The organism is Methylotenera sp. E1MeOHC1 (assembly GCF_058745595.1).
On sequence record NZ_CP196025.1, the window covers coordinates 2159826 to 2181468 of the forward strand.

Here is a 21643-nt window from a genome sequence, read left to right on the forward strand (position 1 = left end):
TAATAAGTTAGCTTGCCGAGGCAATTTGGCGGCGTTTTTTTAGCCAGCTTATTGAAAACATACTGGGTACTATGGGCAACTGTCGTCCGCGTCGATAGAACATGTAAAATGTCAGCAGTGCGAAAAATATATGTACCGGCCACAAACCTATCAGAGTACTGAGCTTGCCTTGTGCGACCCAAGCCTGAAAGATGCTCAGCAGGTTGTTGTAAATGATGTAAATAGCTAAGGCAAGGATGAAGTTGGCTGAGCGTCCGGCACGTGGGTCTAGTGCGCTTAAGGGTACGGCGAGCAAGCATAGTATCAATGCGGAGATGGGGATGGCGAGGCGCCATTGCAGTTCTGCATTGTTAGTGTTGCTGATTGAGCCCATTAGCTCGCTAGTAGATTTGGATTGGGTACTGGGCGGTTCTTCTTTTGCTTCTTTGGCCTCAATACGGATGGCGTACTTCTCAAAAGCTGTGGTGGAGAACTCTGCGCTACCTCTGGTGCCTTCATAGCGTTTTCCGTTTTCCATTAACACAAAATTATCGCCATTTTTCTCGGTATAGCGGCTTCCTTCGGCTGCAACAATCACGCCGAGCTTTTGGTGTTGCAGTGTTTGCACAAAAATGTTTTTGACGACATTGCCTAGCTCGTCAAAGCTTTCCATAAAAAACACCCGTTCCCCATTGCCAGACTCTTTAAACACGCCAGGGCTGATGGTGGCTAAATCATCGCGCGCTTCTAGCTGGGTACGATAGAGCTCGCCTTTGCTGGTGGCCCAAGGCATCACAAATAGGCTGAGCGCCAGAATAAACAGGATAACGGGGAAAATAAAGGTGAGTACAGGGCGTATCCAGCGGTTGATGCTGAGCCCACCGCTAAACCAAATGACCATCTCCGAATCACGATACCAGCGCGATAAAGTCATTAATACCGCCAAAAATAATGAGAGCGAGAGCACCATAGGCAAGAACTTCACCATGTTAAAGCCTAGCACGGTGGTAATAGCATCGTTAGGCAAGATGCCTTTGGCAGCAAGGCGCACTAAATTACCTGCGCGCTGGGCGAGCACAATCCCAATTAGGATTAAAAACGCACCGGCGGCGGTTGAAATAAGTTCTTTTATTAATGAGTGCCTAAAAAGCATATGCTGGACTGAAAACCAATTTATTTACGACTATGAATTACGTGTAAAACACGCGATAATTTCATCAAACTTAACATGATAAGTGGTTTACTTAACAGTTGATTGAATTTATGCTGATTTTTAATGCTCTATTGTAGAGTAGTTAACTTTACATGTAGTGATGATTCTACATTTCGGCAAAAAATTTAATGTAACAATAATAACTAGGATCTAACACTATGGAATTTAGCATAAAAACGAGTGCAGCGGAAAAGCAGCATCATAATTGTGTCATCGTTGGGGTGTATGAGGGCCGTGAATTATCGGATGCAGCACAAGCCCTTGATACATTATCTGCAGGGTATCTCAGCAATGTACTTACGCATGGTGATTTAGAAGGCAAGCTAGATTCCAGCTTGATGCTGCATCAAGTGCCTGGTGTGCAGGCTGACCGTGTCTTGCTAGTGGGCTTAGGGAAAAAGGCCGAGTTCGGTGAGAGGCAGTATTGCAAGGCCGTACGTGCTTCGGTGAAAGCACTGGGCGCGATTGGTGCCGATGAGGTGTTGACCACACTGGCTGAATTACCGGTAGCGGGTGTAGAGACGCGTAAGAAAGTAGCACAGTTAGTAGAAACTGCGTTGGACGCGAGCTATCGCTTTGATGCGATTAAGCGTAAACCAGATGCGGCTGAAGAAAAAGCAGCGAAAAAAGGGATTAAAAAACAGGCTATTCAGATTACAGCTGCGGCAGATGTCGCAGCTGCTGAGTCTGGCCTGCGCGATGGTAAGGCGATTGGTGCCGGTGTAAGTTTAACCAAAGACTTGGGTAACTTGCCACCTAACGTTTGTACCCCTACTTACTTGGCGGAGCAGGCACAGGCTTTGGCGAGCAATTACGGATTTACAGTAGAAGTGCTTGAGCGTGAAGCTATGCAAAAATTAGGCATGGGCTCATTTTTAGCGGTCGCGCAGGGCAGTGAGCAGCCACCTAAGTTAATCGTATTGCAGCATCTTAAAGGCGATAAAAACCAAAAACCTGTGGTGCTGGTTGGCAAAGGTATCACTTTTGATACTGGTGGTATTTCATTGAAGCCTGGTGCGGAAATGGATGAGATGAAATACGACATGTGTGGTGCCGCTACTGTATTGGGTTTGTTTAAAACGATAGCAGAGATGGATTTGCCACTGAATGTAGTGGGTGTGATTCCTACCTGTGAAAACATGCCAGATGGCCGTGCCACAAGGCCTGGTGACGTTTTAACCAGCATGTCTGGCCTAACCATCGAAGTGCTTAATACCGATGCAGAGGGGCGTTTGATCCTGTGTGACGCATTGACTTATGCTGAGCGATTTGAGCCAAGTGCTGTGGTGGATATTGCAACCTTGACTGGCGCATGCGTGATTGCGCTAGGCCATCATGCTACCGGTTTATTTAGTAACAACGATAGTCTGGCGAAAGAGCTGCTGCAAGCTGGTGAGCAGGCGTTGGATCGTGCATGGCATATGCCGATGTGGGATGATTATCAACCTTTGTTAGATAGTAATTTTGCCGATATCGCCAATATTGGCGGACGCGCAGCTGGCAGCATCACCGCGGCATGTTTCTTATCTCGCTTTACTAAGAAATATGATTGGGCGCATTTGGATATCGCCGGCACTGCTTGGAAATCTGGCAAAGAAAAAGGCGGTACTGGCCGCCCGGTACCATTGTTAACGGAGTTTCTGGTTGGCCGTACAAGTCAGAAGCGTTAATGCTTGCTCAATACAGATTCTTTAAATTATGACGCGCGTAGAGTTTTTTTTTAACGTCCCGGATAAGCTGGCAAAAGCTGCAGACCTTTGCAGCAGAGCGGTGGTGAAGGGGCGGCAGTTAACTATTTTTACACAAGATGATGCGATGTCTGCGCGCATGCAGGAGGTGCTGTGGCAACACTCGGCGACAAGTTTTATGCCGAGTGCGCACCCTGACAGTCCTGAGCAAGATGATGTTGCGATTATTGTGGATAAAGATGGTGCGCAGCTGTTGCAAGACGATATTTTGATTAATTTAAAGACAGAGCATCCACCGTTTTTTAGCCGATTTAAGTATTTGGTCGAGTTGGTTGGTGTTGATGATGCGGATAAAGCGTTGGCCCGCGCGCGCTATAAGTTTTATAGAGATCGTGGTTATCAAATCAAGTCTACAGATGAGTCTGCCACATAATTAGCCGTTGATGGCGTGTTAGAAGGACATTAAATTACATGCAAGATGATGACGATATCCCCCTGTTAACAGAGGTGCATGCTGCGCCAACGCCAGTGTTGGCAAATACGTTTAATGTGACACCGGAGCTCATTGCCAAGATTGCCGCTGAAATCAGGCCACAGCTTACGGCAGAAATTGAACGTTCAGTCACGCAAAAAGTTAAAGATGAAGTGCGGCAAGAGCTGTTGGATTACTTGTCAAATGCAACTGCTGAGATCAGCGTGGGCCAAACGGATGTCTTGAGTGATTTAACGCAGCAGCATGCGCAGTTTACTCAGCACATGATGGCAGCGCAGCAGGATGCTGAGCAGACGCTGAAACAGCAAATTGGCACCGAGCTGATGAGTGCGAAGCAGGCCATTATGGAGCAAACTTCGATATTTGTTGATAGAACACGTGCGGATTTTGCCACCGAAATTCCGAAAATGGTACATGCCAATGTGGATATCATTAAGGCTGACTTGGCACAGAGCTTGACGCAAATGCAATCGCAAGTGGTGCTCGATGTGCAAAGCAATTTAAGTGCCGCATTGCCGAAGCTGGAGCAGTCACTCACTGATGGACTGCAGGCGTCGCTGCTGAATCTGGAAAAATTGACGGTCGAGAATGCCTCGCATGATTTGCAGGCTAAAATCTCAAGGCTGCATGAAGATATCCTTAGTGAGCATCGCGCCAGTTTGGCGCAAGACCTCGCCGGTATTTACAAAGAACTGACGCAGCATACGCAATCAGAGTTAAGCATTTATCTGGATGCGATTCAATTGCAATCTCAGCAGGCGCTACAGCAGAAACTGGGAGCTACTTTTCCTGCACTGTATGAAGAGCTGTCTCAGCAGTTGAGCGCAACGCTGAAAACAGACTTCATCGCGTTGGCGGAGCGGGCTAAAAATGACTTTATTCAGGGCCTGAATGCTGAGCTGCCTACGACTGAGCAAGCTTTAGCCAATAAAGTGCATGAGGTGTTGTCGGTAGAAACGCCGCGCATAGAGCGTGAGATGATTGCTAATGTGAGGGCTGAAGTAGCCAAGGTGGTAGAGGCTGTACGCTTGGTGTTCCCAGTCGTTTAGTTTTTTGCGATAGCGACCTTGCACTTGGCCAAGTACAAGGTTTTTACTTGGGTTGCTACTGGTATGTTAGGCATCAGTCAATGCGTCATATGCGGCAGCAGATAGCAGTTGTTCAGCATCAGCATTATTATCAGCTTGAAATCTAAATATCCATGCTTTATACGGGTGGTCGTTGATTTGCTCAGGTGAATCAATCACTGCCTGATTGATTTCAAGCACTACCCCGTTCATCAGTGCGTGTAGGTCTGAGCCGGTTTTGACTGATTCTACTAGGCCGCATGGTTGTGCCGCACTTAAACGTGTACCCACTGCTGGCGCCTCGACAAATACAATGTCTCCAAGCAGGTTTTGTGCGTAATCAGTAATGCCTGCCTCCCACACGCCATCAGCCGTAGCTTTTGTCCATAAATGTTGAGGGCTGAATAACAAAGATTGTGGCGTTTGCATGCTGGTTGCTCTGTGATTTTTTAGTTGAGATTGGCTTAAATTTTAACGTAAATTGCGTCAAAGTTAATTTATTTTTAACCTGAGTGCGGGTTAACCCTAAAATCCTTAAAAATCTTGATGACAAAGCTAAAGTTTTTATATAGTATTGTGCTGTAACCCCATGAGATATAAGTCATTATGAAAAGCACATTGCGAAAGTTTACTTTATTTTACATTAGCTTGGCGCTTTGCTTGGTACCAGTGGCTGCGGATGCGGCTACTGATAAAAAACATCGACATGTTTCAACGCAGTCTAAAGCCTCAAGCAAATATAAAGCAGTAAAGTATAAGTCTAGTGCTCTTCGCGTTAAAACTCGTTTGCCTGCACGCAAAGCGATTGCCGCTGTAGATAGCTACGATGGCACCACTCCCTTAAAATTAGCCTCAGCCAAAGCATTGGTGCTCAACCAGCAGACGGGTGAAGTGCTGTTTGCCAAAAATACCAATTTGCCAACACCGATTGCATCCGTCACCAAGTTGATGACGGCCATGGTAATGTTGGATGCGCACTTGCCAATGGATGAGCTGCTAAACATTTCTGATGAGGATGTGGATTATCTGAAGCATACGACCTCTAGGTTAAGTGTTGGCACTACGCTGACACGCGGAGAATTGTTGCAATTAGCTTTGATGGCTTCAGAAAATAGAGCAGCCTCCGCTTTAGGCCGTAATTATCCAGGTGGTAGTTATGCTTTCGTTAAAGCGATGAATCAAAAAGCAAAATTGCTAGGCATGAACACGAGCCGATTTGTGGATTCAACAGGCTTGGATAGCAATAACGTATCCACTGCAGAAGATTTGGCAAAAATGGTAGATGCTGCTTATCACTATCCGGAGATTCGTCAGGTGACAACGTTGGCTTCACAGGAAGTTACCTTGTATGGTCGCCGTAGTCCGCTAAGTTTTGTAAACACTAATGCGTTAGTGCGTGGCGGTAAGTGGGATATTGGATTATCAAAAACAGGTTTTATTAATGAAGCTGGGCGTTGTTTAGTGATGCAGGCGCATATTTCAGGCCAACCAGTGATTATTGTGTTGTTAGACTCAGCTGGTAAATTAACCCGTATTGGCGATGCAAATCGTATCCGTAAGTGGGTAGAAACCAATGAAGCAAGTTCTTTGGGGACTTTTGTAAGTGGTTAGTTTAAGGGTGGGGGCCAAGTTTAGTCAATGAGTTAGGCTTGGTTTGAAGCGGATATAAAAAACGCCAGTATATGCTGGCGTTTTTTTATGAGATAAACTGGCGCGCTAATAGCCGGTTTGAATATTGCTATTCTTTCGGTGGAACATAGCCACTTGCAGTATCTGCGCCATCACCAAAGAAATATTTCTCAGTTTGTTCAGTTAAATATTTGCGAGCTGAAGGGTCGGCTAAGCTGAGGCGGTTTTCATTAACCAACATGGTTTGTTGTTTTAACCATACAGCCCACGCCTCTTTCGATACGTTCATGTAAATGCGTTTGCCCAACTCACCTGGGTATGGCGGGAAATCCATGCCATCGGCTTCTTTGCCCAATTTAATACAATTAACAGTACGTGCCATGATAGTCCTTTTATATAATCTAATCGTTCTTGCTTAAACCGTTATGATAGCGCATGTTAAAATCTATGCATTAAACTATTCACAATTTAACGTTACGTAATCATTTTTTTAGAAAGTCTATGATGTCAACACCTCCAAATAAGCCTGTGGATCATACACAAGACGCATCAAAATCTAAGCATTTAGCGACCAGCCCCTTTAAAGGGAAAACTGGGCTTCGCCGCTTGATTAACGCCTTTGGTTATTCACTGGAAGGGTTTAAGGCAGCTTTTGTACATGAGGATGCCTTCCGCCAAGAGGTTTTTTTGGCGATCGTGTTAATCCCGCTGGCTATTTATTTGGGTAATAGCCCGGTTGAACAAGCATTGTTGATTGCTAGTGTGCTGTTGGTATTGATTGTTGAGTTGCTCAATTCAGCAATTGAAGCAGCAGTGGACCACACCTCTACCGAGCATCATGCACTTGCCAAGCAGGCAAAGGACATTGGTAGTGCTGCTGTATTTATTGCTTTGCTGATTGTGGCAGTGGTTTGGGGTTTAATTCTGTTTGCTTAATGCGGGAAATTAGCGCAACACGGGCTATATTTAGCTTATGTTGCGCTTGGGTGGTGCTTTACCTCACTAAAAATCGCCACGTAATCCGAATAGTATTGAGCGTTGACCCTGCATCGAAATATCCTTTAAAAACGAAGCATGATCACGTATCTCTTGGTTAAGCAGGTTGTTGGCTTTGGCAAACAGCTCTAAATTTAACTTGGTTGGCAGCTTGTAGGATACAAGCGCACTGACATTGGTGTAACCATCCGTTTTCAATTCATTCTCGGCGGTATGGCTTTGCGCAAAGGCCCTAAGCACATCTAATCTTGCCCCTAGACTATTGCGCTGATACTGTAGTCCTGCACCTAAGCGTAAAGGCGCAATTCTTGGTAAGTACTTGTCATTACGCAGGTCTTTGGCATGCACGTAGTCGCCCAGCAGGTTTAAGTTTAGATTGTCTGCAATATTAAATTTTGCTTCGCTTTCAAAACCTTTAAACACGGCTGGCACAGTCATAAATTTTGCTTCCGGCAAGAGTTCACCGTTAACATCAATCTGATTGCCTGTTCCAAATAGCCCAATAAAATTGCTAAATCTGGTGTAGTAAGTGCCGATGCTGAAGGAGTTTTTTGCATCTTTCCAGCGTAGTTGTGCATCAATACCTTTGGAGCGTTCTTTTTTGAAGTCGGTGTTACCTACTTCAAATTGGCCGGTCGCCATATGTGCGCCGTTGGCATAGAGTTCAAAGTAGCTAGGTGCTCGCTCGTTATGCGATAAGTTGCCAGTTACTGACCAGTTGCTATCAATGTTGTATAGACCACCCAGCACTAGGCTGTTGGGGTTAAAGCTGTTGCTTTGGCCGGTACCAAAATTAGCATTATCTTTAGAGTCTACTGTGGTGTGCCCTAAGCGCCCGCCAAAAGTGACTTTGTGTTTATCAATGGCAAGTTCTTCATAGATATACGCTGCTTGGTTTTGCGTGTTGACGCTAGGGACAAAGGCCTCTTCGCCCAGCGCCTCGAAGTTGGTGTTATTGAATTGATAGCCAACTACACCGCTTAACGCGCCTAGCGGGCGGTGGCCTAGTTCAATGCTACTCTCCAAGCCGCGGTTTTTAAAAGTGGTGCCCACGCTGCCATTTTCTAACTCGCGATGTTCATAATCTGTGTGTGCTGCGCGTAGTTTTACACGGTTAAACACGCCGCCTAAATCGGTAAATTCACTGGCAACATCCCAGCGATTACTTTTCATATCGATACGCACGTTTTCTTCTGCGACTACGCCGTAGTTATTGTTCATGGTGGAAAATGATGTACCGATGTAGCCATTGTCAAAAGTTAAGGCTGCACCCAATGCACCGCCGTCACCCTCGGCACTGCTGTTCACTAATTTTCCTCGGTTCTCGCGGGGTGTATTGTCTTGCTCGCTTTTGCGGCGTGATAGGGCGTAACCTGGAATGTCTAAATCGCTGGTTTTGCGTGTATAGGCATCAGCATGTATGGCAATTGTTCCATTGCCAACATCAATGACTGCTGCGCCGTTTCTGGTGTTGCTTGGGCCGCCAAAGCGCATTTCAGCGCGTCCTGTTGCGCCCTCTAGCTGCTCTTTAGGAATCCGGTGGTCAATAGCGTTCACCACGCCGCCCACGGCGCTGCCGCCGTATAGCAACGCAGCTGGCCCGCGTACCACATCAATTTGTTCAATGATCAGTGGGTCAACCCCTACTGCATGGTCAAAGCTTAAGCTAGAGGCATCTAAAATGCTGGTGCCATTTTGCATGATACGTACACGTTCACCATCTAAACCGCGAATAACTGGTCGAGAGGCGTTGGGGCCAAACTGTGTGGCACTTACCCCTGGGATGCCGTTGAGTGTGTCGCCTAACGTACTTTCACGTTTTAGCGAAAGCTCGCGTCCGCTAATCACCGCAATCGGTACCACTAACTCGTCAGATGCTACACCTAACGGGTTGCTGGTGACAGGTACTGTTGGTAAGTCTATAGCAACATTGGCATCGGCGGCGATAGCTGGAATGGAAAAAGCTGTAGCAACAGCAATCAGTAATGGTCTAAATGCAAATGCGCTAAGCACTTGCAGGTTTGGAGCGTAATGCATATCAAAAACCTCAAAATAAAAGCGAGTAATCAGCAAACCAAGTAATCACTAAACATAGTGATGTTTACTGTCTTTTTTAAATTAACTGCTTGCTATTTGAGGTGGTGCCCTAGCGGAGTATGGGCTGCTTGCGTAATGCTGAAAGGAGATGTGTGCGCTAGGTGTTGCAATCAAGCCATGCTGACTGGTTGGAACGGTAAATGCGGTTGCTAATACGCCACTGGCGATTTTTGCATAGCTAATACATTGTGCGCATTGTTCGGCAACAGTATTCTTTTGTTGCGATTTTTCGTGGGGTTGTGAGTGTTGCGTGCCATTGGTAATGTGGCTGATTTCATGCGTAGCAACGCCTATTTGCGTGAATGCAAATAGCAGGGCAAGGGTGATATGAACGATGAATCTTTGCAACATAGTTGCGTATTCTAACAGAGTTTTAGTCTTTGTTTTGCTAAAAAAGTAAAGAGAAAGCGAGATGGTTTTGTCACATGAGTTTGTATCGTTTGTGATTTCGGGGTAAATAAAAAGCCTCAGCGTTTCCGCTAAGGCTTTGTTGTTACGGCATTACACAGCTACTGGATTAAGCAAAGTTTGCTGAAGCAAAGTCCCAGTTAGCTAGAGAAGCTAAGAAAACTTCTACAAATTTAGCGCGTGCGTTGCGGTAGTCGATGTAGTAAGCGTGTTCCCATACGTCGATGGTCAGCAATGCTTTGTCGCCAGTTGTTAGTGGTGTGCCAGCTGCGCCCATATTAACGATATCTACTGAACCGTCAGCTTTTTTCACTAACCATGTCCAGCCAGAGCCGAAGTTGCCAACTGCAGAAGCTTGGAATGCTTTTTTGAACTCGTCGAATGAGCCCCATTTTGCATTGATTGCATCAGCCAATGCGCCAGCAGGAGCGCCGCCGCCATTTGGTTTCATGCCATTCCAGAAGAATGTGTGGTTCCAGATTTGTGCTGAGTTGTTGTAAATGCCACCTGAAGATTTTTTGATGATTTCTTCTAGGCTTAAGTTTTCAAACTCTGTACCTTTGATTAGGTTGTTTAAGTTTGTCACGTAAGTTTGGTGATGTTTGCCGTAGTGGTATTCGATAGTTTCTACTGAGATATGTGGTACTAACGCATCTTTTGCGTACGGTAAAGCTGGTAATTGATGTTCCATGATAGTCCTTTGTTCGTGAGTTAAAGTCTAAACCGTTATTTTGCCATAATAACAGTGTAAATTAGTAGGGTATTATCGAAATAGCCTATTTTTTCTTGGCTCTGGGGTGAGCGTTGTCGTAGACTTTGGCTAGGTGCTGGAAGTCTAAATGCGTATACACCTGAGTAGTGCTGATGTTGGCGTGTCCGAGCATCTCTTGCACTGCGCGCAGGTCTTGGCTCGATTGCAGCACATGGCTGGCGAAACTATGGCGGAGTACGTGTGGGTGCAGGTTTGAGCCCACGCCTTGTTTAATCGCCCAAGCTTTAACTCTATATTGCACTGCGCGCGGAGTGATTCTTTTTCCCTGCTGGGTGATAAAAACCGCGTGTTTGTTGGCTTCATCCGTTGAGATGTTGGCGCGAGCCTGCAGCCATTTTTGCATGGCATTTGCCGCGTGGCTGCCTAGTGGCACAATACGCGTCTTGTTGCCTTTGCCGGTCACTTCTATGGTGCCATCAGTAAAGTCTAAGCGATCAATATCTAGATTAACCAGTTCAGCGAGGCGTAGCCCAGAAGAGTAAAACAGTTCCAAAATCGCATGGTCTCTCAGGTCTAAAACACCATCACCTTGAATGTCAACGAAGTTGACGGCTTGGTCCACTGATAGTGCTTGTGGTAGCGTCTTTGCCGCTTTGGGAGCGCGTAAGCCGTGCACCGGGTTTTGTGTGAACGCGTGGTGGTGAATCATGTAATCATAAAACCCTCTCCAGGCAGAAAGGGCTCTTGCAATGCTTTTGCTGCTCAACTCGCGCGCATGCAGTTTGCCGATAAAGCGCCTGATTTGCGCATGCGTTAGCGTTTGCAGGTCGGCACCTTCCGCAAGAGATTCTAGCAGTAGAATATCTCGCGTATAGTTTTTACAAGTGAGCTGACTTAGGCCGCGTTCAAAGGTGAGGTGCTGAATATATGCGTCTAGATGAAGCATCTATGCTGTAATTATTTATAGGTTTAGGGCAAATAAGTGATTAAGCAAAGCTGCAGCCACGAGCTCGCCTATATGCTCTAGGTACAGTGTGCCCATACCGGCTTTAAAGCGGTCTTTGTCTGCCGAGCCCAGAATAAGCACGCCAAATGGGCGCTGATCGGCTGCTTTTTTGCCTAGCGGGATAATCACAAATGACTGCAGGTTGCTATCAACCAAGTCGCCAAGTACTTCAGGTTTGGCGCCACAGTAAGGTTGCGTTAAAGATATTACCCATTCATTGAAGGCATCACTGACGTGGGTAAATGCCGCGTCCTGGATAATGGCACTATTGCTTGGTTTTACCCAAATGCGCACTAGTGAGTCCGTAACGGCGAAGTCGAGCTTTAATGTGTCTGCAATCAGTGATTGCAATGCGCTGAAGCTTTGCTGATTAAGCAGCTTGACACTAAGTTGGTGTACTTTCGCACTGGTGGCGTCATTTTCTTCCGCATGCACAATCATTTGCGCCATCATGGCTTCAATGACACGAATTTTATCGCGCTGTGCCAGTTGCTGACGCTCTGTGAGTGAGATCACACCGCTGCCGTGAGGATTCGGCAGTGTAATCTCCGTGAGCAATGTGGCATTCTTCTCGAAGAAGTTAGGGTGATTACGCAGGTAGTCTTTTACATCCTCTGCAGAAATCGTCTCATGTTGATGGCTTGTCATTGTCGGACTTTCTTTTAAGTTTTATTAATTTAGATGGCGTCTAAGTCTATTTCGCCTGTAAATACGGTGACGGCAGGGCCTGTCATCATCACCGGCGTATTTGCACCTTGCCATGCAATGCTTAACTCACCGCCACGCGCTGATACTTTGACCGGAGAGCTCAAGCGGCCGGACTGGATGCCCGATACTGCTGCAGCACAAGCGCCTGTACCGCAGGCGAGCGTTTCACCGGAGCCGCGTTCAAAAACACGGAGTTTAATGTGATGTTCATTCACGATTTGCATAAAACCAACGTTTACGCGCTCGGGAAAGCGCGGATGGAGTTCAATCGCACTTCCCAATGATTGTACCGGCGCTGTTTCTACATCATCAACAACCAACACCGCATGCGGGTTGCCCATGGACACTGCCGCAATATGATGTGCTTGATCGTTCACCTCCAGCACGTAGTTATTTGCCGCAGACTCTGCAACAAACGGAATTGACTCAGGTTTAAATCTTGGCGCGCCCATATTCACGGTGACTAAGCCGTGCGCTTCTAGTTTAGGGGTAATAATGCCGCTGGCGGTTTCAACGCTAATTTCATTCTCATGGGTCAGGCCTTGGTCAACCACAAAGCGCACAAAGCAACGCGCACCGTTGCCGCACTGGGAAACCTCACTGCCATCTGCATTGAAAATACGATATTTAAAATCCGCAACTGCTGATGACTCAACTAGTAACAGCTGATCAAAACCAATACCAAACTGGCGGTTGGCGAACCTTTTAATGGTGTCTGCTGAGAGCGAGATGGATTGCGTAACGCCATCAATGACCATGAAGTCATTGCCTGCGCCTTGCATTTTTGTAAATTTAATCATTTTAGCCATGTGTTTATTGTAATGAGAATGTATATCCAGAGGTGAAAAAATCGCAGTTTATATCTAGCCACCATCAGCTTTTAGGTAGGGGTATCAGGCATTTATTAATTTATCAGATTTTTAATGTAGGTAGCATGCTTGCGTTTGCGACGCACTATATTTGAGCTGTGCTGATTATATTGGTGAACCAATAGTACTTATAGCTATCACATGCAGTTGGTAATGCGTTGATAATTAGTAATTTTTTTTGATGTAATCACTAATTCAGGTACAATTCACCTCCCCTAATACTTGCTTCAGCCTTTAGTAAGTATCTTATAAACTTTTTTCTTTTCAAGGCAGATGAATGAACGAATACCTCTTTACTTCAGAATCAGTATCTGAAGGCCACCCAGATAAGTTAGCAGACCAAGTATCAGACAGTATTCTGGATGCTATTCTGACACAGGACCCAACCGCGCGCGTAGCCGCTGAAACTTTGGCCAATACCGGTTTGGTTGTGTTAGCGGGTGAAATTACCACAACAGCGAATGTTGATTATATTAAAGTGGCACGTGATGCGATTAAGCGCATTGGCTACGACAATACTGAGTATGGCATTGACTATAAAGGTTGTGCTGTGTTGGTGGCTTATGACAAGCAATCACCAGACATTGCACAAGGTGTGGATGGTGCACATGATGACCCGTTAGACCAAGGTGCGGGTGACCAAGGCTTGATGTTTGGTTATGCAGTGGATGAAACGCCACAATTGATGCCACTCCCAATCTGGTTGAGCCATCGTTTGATGGAACGCCAAGCACAATTACGTAAAGATGGTCGTTTGCCATGGTTGCGCCCAGATGCTAAGTCACAAGTGACTGTGCAGTATGTAGATGGTAAGCCATACAAAATTGACACCGTTTTAGTGTCAACTCAACATGCACCTGACATGAGCTTGGAAGCGGTACGTGAAGCAACGATTGAAGAGATCATCAAACCTATGTTGCCTAAAGAGCTTATCAAAGGCGATATCAAGTTCTTGGTGAACCCTACCGGTCGCTTTGTTGTGGGTGGCCCACAGGGTGATTGCGGCTTAACTGGCCGTAAGATTATTGTGGATACCTATGGTGGTGCAGCCCCTCACGGTGGTGGTGCTTTCTCAGGAAAAGACCCTTCTAAAGTTGACCGTAGCGCTGCTTATGCAGGTCGCTATGTTGCTAAAAACATTGTGGCTGCTGGTTTAGCGTCACGTTGCTTGGTGCAGGTAAGCTATGCGATTGGCGTTGCTAAGCCAACCAGTGTGATGGTAGAAACCTATGGTACGGGTAAGGTTTCCAACGAAGTGCTGACGCAGTTGGTGTTAGAGCACTTTGATTTGCGTCCAAAAGGCATTGTGCAAATGCTTGATTTGCTACGTCCTATCTATACAAAAACAGCGGCTTACGGGCATTTTGGCCGTGACGAGCCTGAGTTTACGTGGGAGGCAACTGATAAAGCTGCCGCGTTGCGGGCATCAGCTGGTTTTTAGCTGACGTCGGATATTTATCCTTTGCATTTAAGCCCTGCCATGTGTAAACAAGGTGGGGCTTTTGTATATTAACTGCTGCAGTTTTTGAGCTAGTCATTTGGCAACAGGGCTGATGGCTAAAGCTAATTTAGCTACTCTCGGTATAATGGTATTAACTAAATAATCGTTATCACATGTTAAAAGTCGTTTCTACAAAACAGGTACGTTTGGGTATGTTTATTCATGAGCTGAAAGGTGCATGGATGGATCATCCTTTTTGGAAAAGCGCGTTTAAGTTAAGCGATGTGGCGGACTTGAATAAGCTGCAGGCGAGTAGCGTTAAAGAAGTAGTAATTGATACGTCTAAAGGTTTAGATGTTGCAGCAGAAACTGTTGCCGAGGAGGCAGGCTCCTTGCCGGAAGCGGTGTTGGCACAGCAAGCTCCCAGTAAATCAGACACTCAAGTTAAGCGTGTTGCAGCAGGCGAAGAGCGTGCCCGTGCTAAACAGGTGATTGCAGCCTCTAAAAAAGCGGTTGCCTCTATGTTTAATGATGTGCGCATGGGTAATGTGATTAAGGTCGAGGCTGCGATGCAGTTTGTTGATGACATTGCCGCCTCAATCGCACGTAATGAAGGCGCGCTGATTAGCTTAGTCAGGCTAAAAACTAAAGATGATTACACCTATATGCACTCGGTTGCTGTATGTGCATTGATGGTTGCTTTGGCAAAAGAACTGGGGATGTCCAACGAAGAAAGAATGCAAGCCGGACTCGCAGGGTTATTGCACGACATTGGTAAAGCCGCGGTCCCTACAGATGTCCTCAATAAGCCGGGCGCATTAACGGATGATGAGTTTTCTTTGGTTAAGCTGCATCCGGAGCGTGGCCACGAACTGTTGGTTCAGGCCAATATTACGGATGCTATTGCACTGGACGTGTGTTTGCATCACCATGAAAAGGTGAATGGCACAGGCTATCCACATGGCTTGCAAGATGATGCGATTAGCTTGTTCGCAAGAATGGGTGCCGTCTGTGATGTGTATGACGCGGTGACCTCAAACAGACCTTATAAAGATGGTTGGGAGCCCGGTGTATCTTTGCAGCGCATGGCGCAGTGGGTAGGGCATTTTGATGATGTGGTGTTCAAGGCGTTCGTGAAAAGCGTAGGTATTTATCCTATAGGCTCTATGGTGAAGTTGAAATCAGGGCGTTTGGCCGTGGTGATTGACCAAAGTCCTAAATCGTTATTAACGCCTATCGTTAAAGTTTTCTTTTCAACCAAGTCTAAAACCAGATTGCCAGTAGAAATCCTGGATTTGTCAAAAGGTGGCGCAAACGATGCGATTGTTGGGCATGAAGACCCTGTGCTTTGGGGTGTGCTTGATGTTGATAAGTTATGGGCTGAATAGTCAACGGAATCTTGATATAAAACAGATGGTTGATGCAAAGTGAGCAGCAGGCTGGCCATATTTGCGCTAAAAATAATATCAAGTATAATAGCCTATCTTCTGAGGGGCGTTGCGAGGCATGTTAACCATACAGGCTCCCAGGCTCAGAAAGCTGCAGTAAACGACGCTCACCAATATTAACCGTGCCGGGCACGGGATATGGGTGAGATAGATATCTTCCAATAAACACCCCTTCCCCCCGGTCACACATTCAAGGAAAACACATGAATACTGTGACTGATTTTAAAGATTACGTAATTGCCGATATCAATTTAGCGGCTTTTGGCCGTAAAGAAATTGCAATTGCTGAAACAGAAATGCCGGGCTTAATGGCGATTCGTGAAGAGTTCGCGAAAGCACAGCCACTTAAAGGCGCACGCATTACCGGTAGTTTGCACATGACGATTCAAACAGCGGTGCTGATTGAAACCTTAAAAGACTTAGGCGCTGATGTGCGCTGGGCATCTTGTAATATTTACTCTACGCAAGACCATGCAGCAGCAGCAATCGCTGCTGGCGGCACACCAGTGTTTGCTGTGAAAGGTGAAACACTAACTGAGTACTGGGATTACACCCATCGTATTTTCGAATGGACTGATGGCGGCTACAGCAACATGATTCTGGATGACGGCGGCGATGCAACTTTACTGCTACATCTTGGTACGCGTGCAGAAAAAGATTTGTCAGTGATTGCAAACCCTACGTCAGAAGAAGAAACCTGTCTGTTTGCGGCGATTAAAGCTAAGTTGGCGACTGATCCAACATGGTACTCAACACGTTTGGCACAAATCAAAGGTGTGACAGAAGAAACCACCACAGGCGTGCACCGTCTGTATCAAATGCATAAAGAAGGCAAATTGGCTTTCCCTGCGATTAATGTGAACGACTCTGTAACTAAATCTAAATTTGATAACTTATATGGCTGCCGCGAATCTTTAGTGGATGCAATCAAGCGCGCTACCGATGTAATGATTGCCGGTAAGATTGCTATCGTGGCCGGTTATGGCGATGTGGGTAAAGGTTCTGCACAAGCATTGCGTGCGCTATCTGCTCAAGTTTGGGTAACGGAAATTGACCCAATCTGTGCATTGCAAGCAGCGATGGAAGGCTACCGTGTGGTAACGATGGATTATGCGGCAGAGCACGGCGATATTTTCGTAACAGCGACTGGGAACTACCACGTGATTACACATGGCCACATGGCAAAAATGAAAGACCAAGCGATTGTTTGTAACATTGGTCACTTTGACAATGAAATTGATGTTGCTTCACTTGAAAAATACACTTGGGATGAAATCAAGCCGCAAGTTGACCATGTGATTTTCCCAGATGGTAAAAAAATCATTCTGCTGGCAAAAGGCCGTTTGGTTAACCTAGGTTGCGGTACTGGTCACCCAAGCTATGTAATGAGCTCATCATTTGCTAATCAAACCATTGCACAAATTGAGTTGTTTACCCAAACAAGTAAATACCCAGTTGGCGTATATACTTTACCTAAACATCTTGATGAAAAAGTGGCTGTGTTGCAATTGAAGAAATTAAATGCGCAATTGTCTGTACTCACCGACGAGCAAGCTGCTTATATCGGTGTGCAGAAACAAGGTCCATTCAAACCTGATACATATCGTTATTAAGTAAGTTAGGGCTTAACGGCTTAAACATTCAAGGAACTGCCTCATGAAGTTGCTATTGGGTTGGATATTAAATGCACTGGCATTATTGGCGGTCGCTTACCTGTTGCCCAATATTCATGTGGCAAGTTTCTTGAGTGCTTTGCTTGCGTCCTTCATTATAGGGTTGGTTAATATACTGATTCGGCCATTACTTATATTGTTGACGCTGCCTATTACTGTGCTCACATTAGGGCTATTTATCTTAGTTATTAATGGGATCTTGTTCTACTTTGTCGGGCAGTCGTTACAAGGTTTCCATGTGGATACCTTAACAGCAGGTATCCTGGGCGCAGTGCTTTATAGCGTGTTCTCATGGGTACTGACCGCGTTACTGGTTGATGATAAATAATCACTAAAAAAATATATATAAAGACATACAAATGAAAACGACTACTAAGAAGTTTGATGTTAGTTTCGAGTTTTTTCCGCCTAAAACCACAGAGGGTATGGATAAGTTACGTGACGCACGTAACCAGCTTGCAAAGTTTAACCCAGAGTTTTTTTCAGTCACCTTTGGTGCGGGTGGTTCTACGCGTGATAGAACCATGGATACGGTGTTGGAAATTCAGCGTGAAGGTTTTCAGGCTGCGCCACATATCTCCTGTATCTCATCTAGCAAGTCAGAAATTCGCGATCTGTTGCAGGCATATCAAGTGCAAGGAATTAAACGCTTGGTGGCATTAAGAGGCGATATTCCATCAGGTGAGGTGAGTGCTGGCGATTTTCGATATGCATCGGAGCTGGTGGCATTTATTCGAGAAGAAACGGGCAACCACTTTAGTGTTGAGGTGGCCGCTTACCCTGAGTTTCACCCTGAGGCGCGTACCCCGGCTGCAGATTTGTTGAACTTGAAGCGAAAAGTAGATGCAGGTGCAAATTCTGCCATCACGCAGTATTTTTATAATGCGGATGCTTATTTCCGCTTTGTTGACCAGTGTGATGCATTAGGCATTACCGTGCCGATTGTGCCAGGTATTATGCCTATTTACAATATTACCCAGTTGGCACGTTTTTCCAATGTGTGTGGTGCTGAAATTCCGCGTTGGTTAAAAATGCGCTTAGAAGAGTACGGTGATGATATGGCGTCGCTCAGAGCGTTTGGTATAGATGTGGTGAGTGAGTTGTGTGAAACCTTATTGGCTTGGGGTGTGCCGAGCTTGCACTTCTATACCCTGAATCAATCCAATATTATCAGCAATATTATTGAGAACGTTCAGGACTAATGTATTGGTTTAAGACTGCGAGTTAGTTCAGGGCTCGCGTGTTAGATTAAGTCTGAAAGGGTTTACTCGCCATGCTGGGCTGTCGTATCAGCACAGCGAGTAGCACTCTGAGTCATAATGATGGTGCGGTGTAAGAGATAAAAGCCTGCCGTTTAATGCAATGTGGGCTTTTTATCATTGAGCAATACATCTTCAATAAACAAATATTCTTTTGTTTTGTCTGGGCCAGATTTACTTGCACCCCATGTTGTCATCAGCACTATCCAGCGCATTTCCTCAATGCCTATCATGGCTTGCGGCACGTTCATGGCAAGTTCCAGTACTAGTTCACGTTGTGAGGTATTGAGTATGTTGGCTTGTACTAAGAATAAAATAAAGCCTATGCTTTCGGCCGATATTTTTTTCAGTTCTATTTCCGTAAATATCCTGCTATTGGCAGCATCCGCCATTTGAAATAGCTCCGGTTTGCCAGTCATGGACTCAAGTTGATTGAACCAATCGCAAGCGCCGTTAATATCTTCTTCATCAAACCCTGCGGCAAATAACTCTCTGGTGAGGGTGTTGTTGTCGGGTCTGAATTGTGTATCAATGTAGTTTTCGAACATATAAACCAAGGCTTCAAACATAATTATTATCCTTTTTAAATGATTAACTTAAGTGAAATGGTTTAATAAAATTTTTGAATTAAAAACTACATAATTTTTTGATATTGTCCTCCTGTTAAGCTGGCTACTTTTCCATCAAGCTCCAGTAACATTAGCATGGATGAAACTTCGGCTACCGTCAAGCCTGTTAAGGTAACGAGACGTTCTAAAGGTGCAGGCTCAAAGCCCATGGTATCAAGCAGCAATTGCTCTGACAAATTTTCTGAGGTGCTGTCTTGCTCTATTTGTGTGTTGGACGATGTGGTGTTAAGCCTTGGTTGCAGCTTTAGCTCTTCGGTAATATCTTGTATGCAATCCACCAGCTTGGCGCCTTGCTTAATTAACTGGTGGCAACCTTTAGACATTGGTGAGTGAATTGAGCCTGGAATCGCAAAAATCTCACGACCTTGCTCTGCTGCCATGCGGGCAGTGATTTGTGAGCCGCTCTGTACATTGGCTTCTACCACTAAGCAGCCCAGACTGAGGCCGCTGATAATGCGATTTCGTTTGGGGAAATTTTGCGGCTTGGACGGTGTCCCTAGCGGGAACTCAGACAAAATCAGACCGCGTTCCGCGATTTGGTGGGCAAGTTCGCGATGCTTTGCCGGGTATACAATATCTAACCCGGTGCCGACTACGGCAATGGTTGCACCGTCGGCCCTCAGTGCCCCGCGATGGGCGGCGCCATCGATGCCTAGTGCCAATCCGCTGACTATACAAAGCCCATGCTGACACAGGTCATAAGCAAATGCCTCTGCGTTCTTTTCGCCTTGTACCGATGCATTGCGGCTACCTACAATCGCGATGCTGGGCTGATTTAATAATGCTAAATTACCTTTTGCATACAGATAAGGCGGAGGGTCACTAATTTCTAATAGTGCTTTTGGGTATTCTGCGTCGGCAAGTGTGACCAGATGATTATTGGGTGCTGCTAGCCATTGTGCGAGCTCGCTTGAGGGCTCTTGGTTTGCTTCATTGCTAATTGCATTAGCAATGCTCGCGGAAACAACTTCTTTTAATTGCGAGAGGCTCGCTGCATAGATATTGTATGGACTACCAAACGTCTTGAGTAAGTGGCAAAAGGTCTGTGACCCGATGCCAGAAATGCTGCCCAAGCTTACCCATAGCGACTTCTCCGCAATCTCTTCGCGATTAATCGTCATGCGTTTTGTTAAGGGTTGTGTACAGAGTCTAGCGTGTTAATTGGGTCGTTGGCTTGCATGACCAAGCCATAAGCAATGCGCTCAAATACGCGGAACACCATGATTAAACCTACGCGCTCATCCGGTAGTTTAATATAGCCTGGCTCCAGTACTGGTTCAGTATTTCCTGTTTTACTTTCAGCTTTGTCTTTGCCAAAGTTGACAATAGCTTTGCCATCCTCACCAGTGGAAATGTCAAAATTTAACTCTTTTAATTTTGGCTTAGCTTCAGCTTTCATCGCCTCTGCTTTATCTTCTTTGGTAGGTTCAGGGTCTTTAATAATGCGACCATAACGGCTAACCGCCAGTACTTGACCCACTTCTACGCCATCTTTTGTACCGCGGCTGATAGAAATGATGCTTCCAGGCCCCGTCTCTGCTAAGCCGCCATAAATCTTCAGTACTCTACCTTTGATCGGCGTGTCAGGTGCATGCGGGGTAAAGTTGGCAGAAATTTCATCGCCGCTTGGTACTAGGCGGTCTTTGACAAAAATCTCTTCTTTCGCTTTTACCACTTCTGCCGTTGCAGGTTTGCCGTATTTTTTAACTCTTAAGTCGCCTAGGTAGGTCGCTTCTACGCCAAGCACTTCTTTAGTGTCTGGGTCAATAAAAGAGTCACCGGGACGGTAAATAAACCAGTTCAGGTCTTTATTTTCTTCAATTTTGTTGATGTAGACACGCGTGCCAGTGCTGAGCACTACGCGGTTATCTGGCCCAGCAATAATTCTTGGCGATTCTGCTAATTGGTCTTTCTCTATTACCAGCGGCTGGCTTAAGAATGGTGCAATGGCATTAATCGGGATGGTGGAAATGGCGGCTTGGTCGAGTGGCTCAACGACAACACCAGGTTCTAGGGTTATGGTTTGGCGTAATAACTTTAACTGTGGTTTGCCGCTACTTTGATCAAGTACAATGACGTCGCCAGGGTAAATTAAGTGCGGATTTTTAATTTGGGCGCGGTTTAACTGCCAAACTTGCGGCCATAGCCATGGATCTTTAAGAAAGCGGGCGGATATCCACCATAAGGTGTCACCTTTGACAACAACGTGACGATCGGGATGGTCTTCTTTTAGTGCAATTACTTGTGCATTCAGATTGAAGCTTAAGCAACAAAACATGAGCAGCGTTATAATATTGCGAAACATATGTTGATGACCCCGGTCAAAGA

The 21643-nt window shown here is 45.8% G+C and carries 22 protein-coding genes and 1 riboswitch; of the genes, 10 read left to right on the top strand and 12 right to left on the bottom strand.

Annotated features, from left to right (window positions below; genetic code table 11):
* Positions 1-7: 7 nt before the first annotated feature.
* Positions 8-1132, bottom strand: coding sequence for an LPS export ABC transporter permease LptF (gene lptF, locus ACSSU7_RS10115; RefSeq protein ID WP_492516360.1), 1125 nt, complete (start codon positions 1130-1132; stop codon positions 8-10).
* Between the two features lie 218 nt (positions 1133-1350).
* Here lptF and ACSSU7_RS10120 point away from each other — a divergent pair, with 218 nt between their 5' ends.
* From ACSSU7_RS10120 to ACSSU7_RS10130, 3 genes are read left to right on the top strand one after another with little or no spacing between them, the layout of a single operon-like run.
* Positions 1351-2862, top strand: a complete 1512-nt coding sequence (locus ACSSU7_RS10120) for a leucyl aminopeptidase (protein ID WP_492516361.1) — start codon at positions 1351-1353, stop codon at positions 2860-2862.
* Between the two features lie 28 nt (positions 2863-2890).
* Complete coding sequence (locus tag ACSSU7_RS10125) at positions 2891-3313, top strand: DNA polymerase III subunit chi (RefSeq protein WP_492516362.1); 423 nt, start codon at positions 2891-2893, stop codon at positions 3311-3313.
* Between the two features lie 38 nt (positions 3314-3351).
* Positions 3352-4422 (top strand): hypothetical protein, encoded by a 1071-nt coding sequence (locus tag ACSSU7_RS10130; protein WP_492516363.1) that lies wholly within the window; start codon positions 3352-3354, stop codon positions 4420-4422.
* A 66-nt stretch (positions 4423-4488) separates the two neighbouring features.
* Here ACSSU7_RS10130 and gcvH read toward each other — a convergent pair whose 3' ends face one another.
* Positions 4489-4869, bottom strand: a complete 381-nt coding sequence (gene gcvH, locus ACSSU7_RS10135) for a glycine cleavage system protein GcvH (protein ID WP_492516364.1) — start codon at positions 4867-4869, stop codon at positions 4489-4491.
* A gap of 177 nt (positions 4870-5046) precedes the next feature.
* Between gcvH and pbpG the strand changes: the two genes are divergently transcribed.
* Positions 5047-6051, top strand: coding sequence for a D-alanyl-D-alanine endopeptidase (pbpG, locus tag ACSSU7_RS10140; protein ID WP_492516365.1), 1005 nt, complete (start codon positions 5047-5049; stop codon positions 6049-6051).
* A 127-nt stretch (positions 6052-6178) separates the two neighbouring features.
* Here pbpG and ACSSU7_RS10145 read toward each other — a convergent pair whose 3' ends face one another.
* The gene (locus ACSSU7_RS10145; RefSeq protein WP_492516366.1) at positions 6179-6451 is read right to left on the bottom strand and encodes an oxidative damage protection protein; all 273 of its coding nucleotides are present in this window, start codon (positions 6449-6451) and stop codon (positions 6179-6181) included.
* A gap of 119 nt (positions 6452-6570) precedes the next feature.
* On the opposite strand from ACSSU7_RS10145, the gene ACSSU7_RS10150 reads away from it, so the two are divergent.
* On the top strand, positions 6571-7005 hold the full coding sequence (locus ACSSU7_RS10150; protein ID WP_492516367.1) for a diacylglycerol kinase: 435 nt from the start codon (positions 6571-6573) through the stop codon (positions 7003-7005).
* A 66-nt stretch (positions 7006-7071) separates the two neighbouring features.
* On the opposite strand, the gene ACSSU7_RS10155 is transcribed toward ACSSU7_RS10150, so the two are convergent.
* The 6 genes from ACSSU7_RS10155 to dapF all read right to left on the bottom strand — a co-directional run bounded on the left by ACSSU7_RS10155 (position 7072) and on the right by dapF (position 12805).
* Complete coding sequence (locus ACSSU7_RS10155; RefSeq protein WP_492516368.1) at positions 7072-9102, bottom strand: TonB-dependent receptor; 2031 nt, start codon at positions 9100-9102, stop codon at positions 7072-7074.
* Positions 9103-9183: 81 nt separating this feature from the next.
* Entirely contained in the window at positions 9184-9513 is a 330-nt protein-coding gene (locus ACSSU7_RS10160) for a hypothetical protein (protein WP_492516369.1), read from the bottom strand.
* 166 nt (positions 9514-9679) lie between these two features.
* The gene (locus ACSSU7_RS10165; RefSeq protein ID WP_135278817.1) at positions 9680-10261 is read right to left on the bottom strand and encodes a Fe-Mn family superoxide dismutase; all 582 of its coding nucleotides are present in this window, start codon (positions 10259-10261) and stop codon (positions 9680-9682) included.
* Positions 10262-10346: 85 nt separating this feature from the next.
* Positions 10347-11228: a tyrosine recombinase XerC gene (gene xerC / locus ACSSU7_RS10170; protein ID WP_492516370.1), complete on the bottom strand. Its 882-nt coding sequence runs from the start codon at positions 11226-11228 to the stop codon at positions 10347-10349.
* 15 nt (positions 11229-11243) lie between these two features.
* Entirely contained in the window at positions 11244-11936 is a 693-nt protein-coding gene (locus tag ACSSU7_RS10175) for a DUF484 family protein (protein ID WP_492516371.1), read from the bottom strand.
* A gap of 29 nt (positions 11937-11965) precedes the next feature.
* A complete protein-coding gene (dapF, locus tag ACSSU7_RS10180) occupies positions 11966-12805 on the bottom strand; it encodes a diaminopimelate epimerase (RefSeq protein WP_492516372.1) in 840 nt (279 codons plus the stop codon).
* Positions 12806-13142: 337 nt separating this feature from the next.
* On the opposite strand from dapF, the gene metK reads away from it, so the two are divergent.
* The 5 genes from metK to metF all read left to right on the top strand — a co-directional run bounded on the left by metK (position 13143) and on the right by metF (position 18629).
* Positions 13143-14306, top strand: a complete 1164-nt coding sequence (gene metK, locus ACSSU7_RS10185; RefSeq protein ID WP_492516373.1) for a methionine adenosyltransferase — start codon at positions 13143-13145, stop codon at positions 14304-14306.
* A 173-nt stretch (positions 14307-14479) separates the two neighbouring features.
* The gene (locus ACSSU7_RS10190) at positions 14480-15694 is read left to right on the top strand and encodes an HD-GYP domain-containing protein (protein WP_492516374.1); all 1215 of its coding nucleotides are present in this window, start codon (positions 14480-14482) and stop codon (positions 15692-15694) included.
* A gap of 95 nt (positions 15695-15789) precedes the next feature.
* Positions 15790-15870: riboswitch (S-adenosyl-L-homocysteine riboswitch) on the top strand.
* Between the two features lie 87 nt (positions 15871-15957).
* Complete coding sequence (gene ahcY / locus ACSSU7_RS10195; RefSeq protein ID WP_492516375.1) at positions 15958-17367, top strand: adenosylhomocysteinase; 1410 nt, start codon at positions 15958-15960, stop codon at positions 17365-17367.
* A 43-nt stretch (positions 17368-17410) separates the two neighbouring features.
* On the top strand, positions 17411-17755 hold the full coding sequence (locus ACSSU7_RS10200) for a phage holin family protein (RefSeq protein ID WP_492516376.1): 345 nt from the start codon (positions 17411-17413) through the stop codon (positions 17753-17755).
* Positions 17756-17786: 31 nt separating this feature from the next.
* Positions 17787-18629, top strand: coding sequence for a methylenetetrahydrofolate reductase [NAD(P)H] (gene metF / locus ACSSU7_RS10205; RefSeq protein ID WP_492516377.1), 843 nt, complete (start codon positions 17787-17789; stop codon positions 18627-18629).
* Positions 18630-18781: 152 nt separating this feature from the next.
* Here metF and ACSSU7_RS10210 read toward each other — a convergent pair whose 3' ends face one another.
* The 3 genes from ACSSU7_RS10210 to ACSSU7_RS10220 form a co-directional block, all read right to left on the bottom strand.
* Positions 18782-19255 carry a Smg family protein gene (locus tag ACSSU7_RS10210; protein ID WP_492516378.1) on the bottom strand — a complete coding sequence of 158 codons (474 nt, stop codon included), beginning with the start codon at positions 19253-19255 and terminating at the stop codon, positions 18782-18784.
* Positions 19256-19320: 65 nt separating this feature from the next.
* A complete protein-coding gene (gene dprA / locus ACSSU7_RS10215; protein ID WP_492516379.1) occupies positions 19321-20436 on the bottom strand; it encodes a DNA-processing protein DprA in 1116 nt (371 codons plus the stop codon).
* 8 nt (positions 20437-20444) lie between these two features.
* Positions 20445-21620 carry a LysM peptidoglycan-binding domain-containing protein gene (locus ACSSU7_RS10220; protein WP_492516380.1) on the bottom strand — a complete coding sequence of 392 codons (1176 nt, stop codon included), beginning with the start codon at positions 21618-21620 and terminating at the stop codon, positions 20445-20447.
* Between the last annotated feature and the right edge of the window lie 23 nt (positions 21621-21643).